The following is a 10,179-nucleotide window of genomic DNA, read 5'->3' as shown; positions in this document are numbered from 1 at the left end:
GAGTCTGTGGCGGATCGGTCTGGCCCTGGGACTTCCGCTCGGCTACACCGAGCAGGGCCTGCGCGACCTGGTCGGCACGACCGCGTGGGGGCCGCTGTACCTGATCGCCCTCTCCGCGCTGACCGAAGCCGCGGCCCTGCTCACTCTCGGCCTGGTGCGACGCTGGGGCGAAGTGGTGCCGCGCTGGATCCCGCTGCTCGGCGGCCGGACGATCCCGCGCCTGGCCGTCACCGTGCCCGCCTGGCTCGGCGTCGGGGTTCTCGCCCTGCTGTGGACCCCGTTCCTGTTCTGGTGGACGCTGCCGCACCCCGGCATGACCGTGACCGGACGTCTGCTCGTCGGGTTCATCTACCTGCCGCTGGTGGCGTGGGCCCCGCTCCTCGCCGCCGTCACGCTTTCCTACCGGCACCGCCGAACCGGCCCATGATCCAGCGGAACGGTGGTCGGCGTCATCTCCCAGCCCGACGGCCGGCTATCGCCAACGAGTGTCCGGTTGTTCCCGATGGGCCTTGACCAGCCTCCTCCCTCGAGCGGTTTCGCCCGAGTCCAGTGGCCACGGGGCAGGGGAGATGCCGACCGCCCGCCAGGAGGTTCCGTGGCCGTGTATCCGGCCTCGCATGGCCGCCGGCCGGGAGTTCCTGGGTGACCGTCCACAATTGGCCGCGAATGGGCCCGGCGCTCGGGTCGGTGTCACCGGGGGCAAAGTAGCTCAGCGTGAGGTCTGGCCGGACAGAACGTTAACTCTGTCCGGTCTTCCGAATCACATCCGTCCAGGTCAGCACCCTAGGACGCCCGAACGCCATGATTCGGCCACTGCCCCGCCCCGGTTGTCCGCAGCCGTAACCGCTCCGGCGACCACCCGCCGTCCGGGCCCTCTGACCAGCGCGGACGCTCTACTTTGCATCTGGTGACACCGACCCGAGCGCCGGGCCATCTCGTTGTCGTACTGCGGACGCACCTCACGGACCATACGGATCGCACGCTGTCGCAACTCAGGAGAGTAGGGGGACTTCCGTGCCATGACTCGATCATCCTCTCGATCGAGTCTCCAACGAACCCGGGGCGGCTCAAGACGTACTGGGGCGTCTCATCAGGAAGCTCGGATTTCGTGGCTCACGGCGTCGAGGTAGTCGTTGATGGCTCGATGGTTTTTCGTGAGGCATTCGATCTTCTCTGCCATGCGGTCGCGTTCGTGTTCGAGTGTCGCAATCATGTCTGGGGTGACGTACGGCAGGTATATCGCCCTTGAGCTGTCCAGGCAGGGAAGGATCTGCTTGATGATCCGGGTGGGCAGGCCGACTTCGAGGAGGCCCCGCACTTGCCGCACCCGGTCGACAACGTAGTCCTCGTAGCTCCGGTACCCGTTGGGGAGCCGTTCGGAGTGGATCAGCCCCTGTTCCTCGTAGTAGCGGAGCATCCGCACCGGCGTGTCCGTGCGCTGGGAGAGCTCACCGATCTTCATCCCCACACCCTTCGTGTCTGGGCTGCGATGCAGCCGGACTTGACCCTCACACCAATGTCACACATTGATGATAAGGATATGACTCGAACGGATACATCACCATCCCCTTCCGCCGCTGACGCACGGTTCCCGCTCGCGGGTCTGCTGGCTCTGGCTGCCACGGGGTTCATCACGCTCCTGACGGAGACGATGCCCGCTGGGATGCTGTCGCAGATGAGCCGCGACCTGGGAGTGAGCGAGGCGGCTGCGGGGCAGAGCGTCACGGTCTTCGCGATCGGGGCGATTCTCGCGGCGGTCCCTCTCACGAGAGCCACGATCGGCTGGCGACGCAAGCACCTGCTGCTGTTCGCGATCTCCGGGTTCGCGGTCGCCAACACGGTCACGGCCTTTTCCGACAGTTTCGCGCTCACCCTGGCCGCGCGGTTCCTCGGCGGGATCGTCGGCGGCATGCTCTGGGCGCTCCTTGCCGGTTACGCCCGGAGGATGGTTCCCGCGCACCAGCGCGGCAAGGCCATGGCCATCGCGATGGCGGGCGGGACCGTTGCACTGTCCGTCGGGGTCCCCGCAGCCGCGTTCCTCGCCAAGGCCGTCGAATGGCGATTCGCGTTCGGGATCATCACGCTGGTCACTCTCGCACTGATCGTATGGGTGATCGCCTCCGTTCCGAACTTCCCCGGCCAATCCAAGGGCGCACGACTGCCGCTGGCCCACACGTTCCGTCTGCCCGGAGTCGCCCCGATCCTCGTCGTGACGTTGACGTTCGTGTTCGCACACAACATCCTCTTCACCTACATCGCCCCGTTCCTGGCCCCGCTCGGCATGGCGGGTCAGGTCGATTCGGTGCTGCTCACCTTCGGCCTGGTCTCGCTCGTGAGCATCTGGCTCACCGGCGTACTCATCGACCGGCACCTGCGCATGCTCATGATCCTGGCCTGCGCGCTCCTGGCCACAGCCGCTCTCGTCCTGAGCGTCTTCTCTGGCAACCCCGCCCTCGTGTACGCCAGTGCAGCCCTGTGGGGACTCGCGTTCGGCGGCGCCTCAACCCTGCTGCAAACCGCGATCGCTGACGCCGCAGGCGCAGCGGGCGACGTCGCACAAGCACTCCTCACCACATGCTGGAACATCGCGATCGCCGCAGGCGGGATCATCGGCGGTATCACCCTCAACGTGCTGGGACCCCCCTCCTTGAGCTGGATCACACTCGCGCTCCTGCTCCCGGCGCTCGCTATCGTCATCGGCGCACGTCGACACGGATTCACCAGCCGCACATTCGAACGCGAGACCGCCTCCGAACCGGACGCGTGACACCAGACAGCCGAAAACGGCGCGCTGGCGTGATCGGTGGCGTCGCCTCTTGCATCCGCCGCCTTGTGGCGAGGAACGATGAGCATCACCGCGCACCGTGTCGCCCGAACAAAATGACACCGCCGACCAGGCAGCCCAACCCCTGGCTACTCGTCCTTGAGCAGCGAATCGGTGAGATCGACGCTCAGGGCCTGCCGGGCCTCCTGGCCCGGCGCTCGGGTCGGTGTCACCAGATGCAAAGTAGAGCGTCCGCGCTGGTCAGAGGGCCCGGACGGCGGGTGGTCGCCGGAGCGGTTACGGCTGCGGACAACCGGGGCGGGGCAGTGGCCGAATCATGGCGTTCGGGCGTCCTAGGGTGCTGACCTGGACGGATGTGATTCGGAAGACCGGACAGAGTTAACGTTCTGTCCGGCCAGACCTCACGCTGAGCTACTTTGCCCCCGGTGACACCGACCCGAGCGCCGGGCCAATGGAGAGGTCAATCCCAACGGATCATGGAAAACCTCCGATCATGACCTCCACCAAGGCTGCCCTGTGCCCGTTACATCCCGCTTCGACCCTGGCCCGTCGCCCGGCCCGCCGACCCGGACCGCCCGTCACTGGCCCGTCACCGATGAACGGTCCCACCTCCGCGCCTGCCCTCGCCGCGCTTGTTCCCCCCTACGGCGCCAAGCCTTCCAATGGCGATCAGCGTCAACCTCAGCCCCAGTTGATCATGCACCGCGACCGCGACCGGGGCCGAGGTCGGGGGCAGGGTCGCAATCGGGGCCGGGGCCGGTTGCGCGCACGTCATGGGGGTGCGGGCTCGCCCGGCAGCTCGGTGGTCCCGCCGGCCCGCAGGCCGTCGAGCATCAGGTGCAGGAATCTGGCCGGCTGGGCGGCCACGCGCGCGGGCAGTTCGGCGGGGTGGCAGGTGAAGACGTTGAGCAGCAGCACGATGTCACCCGTGCCGGCATCCGCGCGCATCGCCCCCGCGGCCTGGGCGTCGCGCACGAGGCCGTCGAGCAGTTCGATCCACTCCTCGCGGGACCTCGCGAACTCCGGCGTGGACAGGAACGTCTCGGTGTTCAGGTCGGCGAGCGCGGTGGCGAGGGCGCCGCGGCCCGGGGCGGCGCACCAGATGACGAGCGAGCGCAGTGCCGTCCAGGCGTCGGGCCCCGTCTCGGCGGCCTTTCGCGTGGCGTCGACCAGCTCGTGGATGTAGTGGTCGCCGATGGCGGTGATCAGCGCGCCGCGATCGGGGAACCGGCGGTAGAGCGTGCCGACGCCGACCCCGGCGCGGCGGGCGATGAGCTCCATCGGCGCACCGATCCCGCGCTCGGCCACGACGGCGCAGGCCGCCTTAATGATCTTGTCGAAGTTGCGCCTGGCGTCCGCGCGCAGTGGTTGTTCCGGCATTGGAGCCCCGCTCCGAAGTGGACGATCAAATTCCGTTTAGTGTAGCTTCCGCAAAGCGGAATTTGATCGTCCATTTAGGGGGCATCATGATCGTGGTGACTGGCGCGACCGGAACGATCGGCCGGGCGCTGATCGACCGGCTGGGCGAGACGGGAACGGCCGTCGTGGCGGTGGTCCGGCGGCCGGAGCAGGGCGAGTCGCTCGGCTGCGACTACGTCGTCGGTGACTTCGACCGGCCCGAGACCATCGGGGCGGCGCTCTCTCCCGGCGACCGGCTGTTCCTGAACAGCTCGCTGTGGCCCGGCTTCGTCCACCGGTACCGCGAGGTGATCGACCTCGCCCGGTCGGCCGGCGTGGCCCAGGCGGTGAAGGTGTCCGTGCGCGGGGCGGAGCCGGGGGCGCTGCTCGGCGGCGGAATGCACGGCGAGGTCGAGGCGCACCTCAAGGCGTCGGGGCTGGCCTGGTCGATCCTGCAGCCCGTCGGGTTCATGCAGAACCTCCCCGCGGAGGTCTCCTTCAAGGACGGGGAGGGCCGCTTCTACGGCTCCTACGGTCCGGGCCGGGTGGGCTACATCGACACCAGGGACATCGCCGACGTGGCCGCGATCCTGCTCACCCGGCCGGTCGGGGCGGACGAGACCTACGTCCTCACCGGCCCCGAGGCGCCGACCCACGACGAGATCGCCACGGCCGTCAGCGGCGCGCTCGGCCGGACCGTCCGCTACGTCGACCTCCCGGTGGGGGAGTTGACCGGCCATCTGGAGCGCCAGGGCCTGCCCGGCCCCGTCGCCCGTGACCTCGCCGAGCTCATGGCCCAGATCGGGGACGGCCGCTGGTCCACCACCACCGAGACGGTCGAGGCCCTGACCGGCCGCCCGCCCCGATCCCTCACCCGCTTCCTCACCGACCACACCGCGGCCTTCCAGCTGTGACCCCTGTCCCGCCGGGGCCGCAATGCCCCCCGGGGGCAGGTCGCTCCGCCCTGGCAGGGGAGATCCGCCGGGGCGGGCCCGGCGATCGGCGGTGCCTCCGGGCCCGCCGGTGCGGGCTTCTCCCCTCCGGCGGGCGGGGATCTCTAGGCCCGTAGGCGCAGGCCTCTCGGGGTCGGGTGGAAACCGGCGGACTCCAGGGCGGCGCCCAGGGGGGAGTCGTTGATGGCGGTGCCGTCCGCGCGCTCCACGGTCAGCTTGCCGAGGGCGCCGTCGCGCACGGCCAGGGCCAGGGCGTCCACGGCGGGCTGGAGGCGGTCGTCGTCGGTGAAGGACAGCAGGGTCTTGCCGCCGCGCTCGACGTAGAGCACCAGGTGCCCGTCCACGAGCACCACCAGCGATCCCGCCTTCCGGCCCGGCTTGTGGGAGACCTCCCCGGGATGGGCGGGCCAGGGCAGCGCCGCGCCGTACGGGTTGGCCGGGTCGGCCGCCGCCAGCACCACCGCGCGCCGGCCGTTCCCCTCCGGCCTCCGGGTGCTCCACGGGTCGGGGTCAGGCGCCTCGGAGCGCGACGGTGCGGCGGCGGCGCGCATGCGGTCGACGGCTCCGGGGAGGGCGAACTGGGCGCCGCCCAGCCCCTCGACGAAATAGCCCCGGCGGCACCGGCCGCTCTCCTCGAAGGCGCGGAGCACCTGGTAGACCGCGGCGAACCCGCCGGGCAGCCGTTCGGCGGTGACCGCGCCCCGCGTCACCACGCCGTGCCGCTCCAGCAGTGCCTCGGCCTGGGCGTGCGCCCGCTGGGTCGGGTCGTCCGCGGCTCCGGGCAGCAGCCACCAGCGACCGCCCACGGTCGGCGGCCCGCTCCGGGTGGGCAGCACCGGCCGCCGCCTGCGCGTCGTGGCCGGGCGGTGGGCGGGACGGCCGGTGCCGAGCGTGGCCCGCAGCGGTGCGAGCGTGTCGCCGGTGATCCGCCCGGCCCACACCAGATCCCACACCGCGGCGGTCAGCATCCCGTCGTCCGGGACCGAACCGGCCATCAGTGATCCGACGCGGCCCGCCAGCTCGCGGAAGAACAGCGCCCCTCCACCGCCGAGCACCTCAAGGACCGCCTCGTGCAGCGGGGTCATGGTGATCTCGACCGGATCGGGCATCAGCAGGGGGGCGGTGTCGGCGAAATACAGCGCCACCCAGCCGTCCCCGCCGGGCAGGGACCCCTGACCGGCCCAGAGGACCTCGCCCGAGGACGTCAGCTCGTCCAGCAGCGACGGGTCGTATCCGGGGACCCGTGAGGGCAGGACCAACGTCTCCAGCGCTGACGCCGGCACCGCCGCGCCCTGCAACTGCTCGACCGCGCTCACCAGCGCGTCGATCGGCGGCCTGCCCCTCTGCGGGGCGCCGCTGATGCCGTGCCAGGCGGGGGCGAAGACGGCCAGGGTCTCGGGGGAGACCGGCTCCACCTCCTTGCGGAGCCGGGCCAGGGACCTGCGGCGCAGCATCCGCAGCACCCCGGCGTCGCACCACTCCTCCCCTCGGCCGCCCGGCTTGAACTCCCCGCTCACCACCCGGCCGGAGACGGCCAGGCGGCGCAGCGTGTCGGTGACGACCGCCGGGCCGAGCCCGAACCTGGCGGCGGCCGTACTCGCCGGGAACGGGGTGCGCGTGCGGGCGTGCCTGGCGACCAGGTCGCCCAGCGGGTCGTCCACCGGCTCCAGGAAGGCATGCGGCACCCCCACCGGCAGCGGCACGCCGAGCGCGTCGCGCAGCCGGGCGGCGTCCTCGATGGCCGCCCACTGCTCCTGCCCGGCCACCCGCACCCTGATCGCCCGCCGGGCGCTCTCCAGGCCGGTCAGCCAGGCCGGGTCGCCCTCGCGCAGGCTCACGTCGGCCGCGACCAGGGGACCGTGCGAACGGAGCAGGTCGGCGAGATCCTCGGCGTCGCGGAGCGGCCGGTCCAGCCGGGCCAGCTCGCGCTCGGTGTCGGCGATCACGTCGGGGTCGAGCAGCTCGCGCAGGTCGGCCTGGCCCAGCAGCTCGGCCAGCAGGCTGGTGTCGAGCGCGAGCGCCTGGGCGCGGCGCTCGGCCAGGGGGGCGTCCCCCTCGTACATGAACGCGCCGACGTAGTTGAACAGCAGCGACGCCGCGAACGGCGACGCCTGGGAGGTCTCGACCTCGACCAGCCGCACGCGTCGCGCCGAGATGTCCCGCATGAGCCGGACCAGCCCCGGCACGTCGAACACGTCCTGCAGGCACTCGCGCATCGTCTCCAGCACGACCGGGAACGAGCCGTACCGGCTGGCCACGTTGAGCAGGTGCGAGGCCCGCTGCCGCTGCTGCCACAGCGGGGTGCGCTTGCCGGGGGTACGGCGCGGCAGCAGCAGGGACCGTCCCGCGCACTCCCGGAAGCGCGCCGCGAACAGCGCCGAGCCGCCGAGCTCCTCGGTGACGATCTGCTCGATCTCCTCGGCGTCGAAGACCGCGACGTCCGACGGGGGACCGGAGAGCGTGTCGGGGATGCGCAGCACGATCCCGTCGTCGGAGTGCACGGCCTGGACGTCGACGCCGTAGCGCTCCCGCAGCCGCCGCCCGATCGCCAGGGCCCACGGCGCGTGCACCCGCGCCCCGTACGGCGAGTGCACCACGACCCGCCAGTCGCCCAGCTCGTCGTGGAACCGCTCGACCAGCAACGTCCGGTCGTCCGGCACATATCCGGTCGCCTGCCGCTGCTCGGCCAGATAGGACAGCAGGTTGGCCGCGGCGAACTCGTCGAGCCCCGCCGCTTCGATCCTCTCCACGGCGCGCTCCCGCGCCGGGTCCGGCCTGGCGCCGTCTCGCGCGAGGCTCCCCTTCTTGCCGGATCCCGGCCCGGCGCCGGAGTCGGCGCCCGAGCCGGACATCTCACGCAGGAACGCGCCGATCGCCCTGCCCAGCTCCGCCGGGCGCCCCGCGTTGTCGCCGTGCCAGAACGGCAGCTTGCCCGGCTGGCCGGGGGCGGGGGAGACCAGCACCCGGTCGGCCGTGATGTCCTCGATCCGCCAGGAGGTCGCGCCCAGCACGAACACGTCCCCCGCCCGGGACTCGTAGACCATCTCCTCGTCCAGCTCGCCCACCCGCGAGGACTTCTCCCCGACCAGGAAGACGCCGAACAGCCCTCGGTCGGGGATCGTGCCTCCGTTGGTCACGGCCAGCCGCTGGGCCCCGGGCCGCCCCCGCAGGGTGCCGGTGACCCGGTCCCACACGATGCGCGGGCGCAGCTCGGCGAACTCCTCGCTCGGATAGCGCCCGGCGAGCATGTCGAGCGTCGCCTCCAGGGCGCCGCGGGGCAGCGTCCGGTACGGCGCGGCACGCCGTACGACGGTCTCCAGGTCGTCCACCGTCCACTCGTCCAGCGCGGTCATCGCCACGATCTGCTGGGCGAGCACGTCGAGCGGGTTGCGCGGGTAGCGGAGCTCCTCGATCTCCCCGCTCTTCATCCGCTCGGCCACCACGGCCGTCTGGACCAGGTCGCCGCGGTATTTGGGGAAGATCACGCCGCGGGAGACGGCTCCCACCTGGTGGCCGGCCCGGCCGATCCGCTGCAGGCCGCTGGCCACGCTCGGCGGCGACTCCACGCAGGCGACCAGGTCCACCGCGCCCATGTCGATGCCGAGCTCCAGGCTGGAGGTCGCGACCACCGCCGGCAGCCGCCCGGACTTGAGCGCCTCCTCGATCTGGGAGCGCTCCTCCTTCGACACCGACCCGTGGTGGGCCCGCACGATCTCCGGGACCGTCCCCTTGGCCGCACCGGCCTGCGCCATCATCGCCGCCGGGGTGGACAGGGACGCCGGCGGCGCGGGGAAGCCCTCGGCCCAGTGCGCCGGCTCCGCCGGCTCCGGCGGCTCCGCCTCGCCGGCCCCGCGCTCCCACGCCAGCTCGTTGAGACGGGTGCACAGCCGCTCGGCCAGCCGCCGGGAGTTGGCGAACACGATCGTCGAGCTGTGGTCCTCGATCAGGTCGAACAGCCGCTCCTCCACGTGCGGCCAGATGGACCGCCGCGCCGGGGGCTCCAGCAGCCACCGGTCGTCGTCATCGGGCAGGGAGGGACGCGGAGCTCCGTCGAGCTCCGTCATGTCCTCGATCGGGACGACCACCTTGACCTCGATCGTCTTCTCCGAAGGCGGCTGGATCACCGCCGCCGGGCGGGGACCGCCGAGGAAGGCGGCCACCTCGTTCACCGGCCGCACCGTCGCCGACAGGCCGATCCGCTGCGCGGGCCGGGAGAGCAGGGCGTCGAGCCGCTCCAGGCTGAGGGCCAGGTGCGCGCCGCGCTTGGTGGCCGCCACGGCGTGCACCTCGTCGACGATGACCGTCTCCACGCCCCGCAGCGCCTCGCGGGCCTGGCTGGTCAGCAGCAAAAACAGCGACTCGGGGGTCGTGATGAGGATGTCCGACGGCCTGGCCGCGAAACGGCGCCGCTCCTGCGGCGAGGTGTCACCCGACCGGATCGCCACCGAGATCTCCGGCACCGCGAGCCCGAGCCGCCGCGCGGTCTGCCGCATTCCGGCCAGCGGCGCCCGGAGGTTGCGCTCGACGTCCACCGCCAGGGCCTTGAGCGGCGACACGTAGAGCACCCGGCACCGCCCGGCGGGGGCGTCGTCCTCGCGTGAGCGCCTCCGCCCGCCCGCGGCGTCCGCGGCGGGCCCGCCCGTCGCGGACGCGCGCTCGGCGGCCAGCCGGTCGAGCGACCACAGGAACGCGGCCAGCGTCTTGCCGGAGCCGGTCGGCGCGACCACGAGGGTGTTGTCCCCCCGGGCGATCGACGCCCACGCGCCCTCCTGGGCGGCGGTGGGCGAGGCGAAGGCTCCGGTGAACCAGTCCCTGGTCACAGGGGTGAAGTGGTCGAGCGCTGATCCGGTCACGGCTCCATAGTGCATTGCCCCACCGACAGAATCCGCCGGGGTCACGATTGGTCCGAGCGGCTGCCCGCCGGGTGGGCCGGCTCCGTCACACCGGCCGGCAGGGCGGACGGGACCGTCGCCAGGTCCGCGTTCCCGCACCCGGAACGTCCGTGGGGGATCGGGGAGGAGGTCCCCGCCACCATGGCGTGAC

Annotated in this window: 6 protein-coding genes; 3 read left to right on the top strand and 3 right to left on the bottom strand. The window is 72.0% G+C overall.

The window, feature by feature from the left end; translation table 11 throughout:
* The coding region (locus BM085_RS17765) for a hypothetical protein (RefSeq protein ID WP_093888070.1) at positions 1-427 on the top strand (427 nt) is incomplete at its 5' end.
* Between the two features lie 663 nt (positions 428-1,090).
* Here the strand turns inward: BM085_RS17765 and BM085_RS17760 are convergent.
* Complete coding sequence (locus BM085_RS17760; protein WP_012888758.1) at positions 1,091-1,462, bottom strand: MerR family transcriptional regulator; 372 nt, start codon at positions 1,460-1,462, stop codon at positions 1,091-1,093.
* A 54-nt stretch (positions 1,463-1,516) separates the two neighbouring features.
* Between BM085_RS17760 and BM085_RS17755 the strand changes: the two genes are divergently transcribed.
* Positions 1,517-2,767: an MFS transporter gene (locus tag BM085_RS17755; RefSeq protein ID WP_245789373.1), complete on the top strand. Its 1,251-nt coding sequence runs from the start codon at positions 1,517-1,519 to the stop codon at positions 2,765-2,767.
* Between the two features lie 789 nt (positions 2,768-3,556).
* Here BM085_RS17755 and BM085_RS17750 read toward each other — a convergent pair.
* Positions 3,557-4,165, bottom strand: a complete 609-nt coding sequence (locus BM085_RS17750) for a TetR/AcrR family transcriptional regulator (RefSeq protein WP_093888068.1) — start codon at positions 4,163-4,165, stop codon at positions 3,557-3,559.
* 86 nt (positions 4,166-4,251) lie between these two features.
* Between BM085_RS17750 and BM085_RS17745 the strand changes: the two genes are divergently transcribed.
* Positions 4,252-5,097, top strand: a complete 846-nt coding sequence (locus BM085_RS17745; RefSeq protein ID WP_093888067.1) for an SDR family oxidoreductase — start codon at positions 4,252-4,254, stop codon at positions 5,095-5,097.
* Positions 5,098-5,240: 143 nt separating this feature from the next.
* Here the strand turns inward: BM085_RS17745 and BM085_RS17740 are convergent, their stop codons facing one another.
* Positions 5,241-10,004, bottom strand: a complete 4,764-nt coding sequence (locus BM085_RS17740) for an ATP-dependent helicase (RefSeq protein WP_093888066.1) — start codon at positions 10,002-10,004, stop codon at positions 5,241-5,243.
* Positions 10,005-10,179: the final 175 nt, after the last annotated feature.

This window comes from Streptosporangium canum, from assembly GCF_900113865.1.
Lineage (GTDB): Bacteria > Actinomycetota > Actinomycetes > Streptosporangiales > Streptosporangiaceae > Streptosporangium > Streptosporangium canum.
Note: the sequence above shows the minus strand (reverse complement) of the source record. Positions and strands in the feature narration are given on the sequence as shown.

What these genes read in the sequence shown, in the direction of transcription:
- BM085_RS17760 (WP_012888758.1), bottom strand. Translation starts at nt 1,462, where the DNA reads ATGAAGATCGGTGAGCTCTCCCAGCGCACGGACACGCCGGTGCGGATG.
- BM085_RS17755 (WP_245789373.1), top strand. Translation starts at nt 1,517, where the DNA reads ATGTCACACATTGATGATAAGGATATGACTCGAACGGATACATCACCA.
- BM085_RS17750 (WP_093888068.1), bottom strand. Translation starts at nt 4,165, where the DNA reads ATGCCGGAACAACCACTGCGCGCGGACGCCAGGCGCAACTTCGACAAG.
- BM085_RS17745 (WP_093888067.1), top strand. Translation starts at nt 4,252, where the DNA reads ATGATCGTGGTGACTGGCGCGACCGGAACGATCGGCCGGGCGCTGATC.
- BM085_RS17740 (WP_093888066.1), bottom strand. Translation starts at nt 10,004, where the DNA reads ATGCACTATGGAGCCGTGACCGGATCAGCGCTCGACCACTTCACCCCT.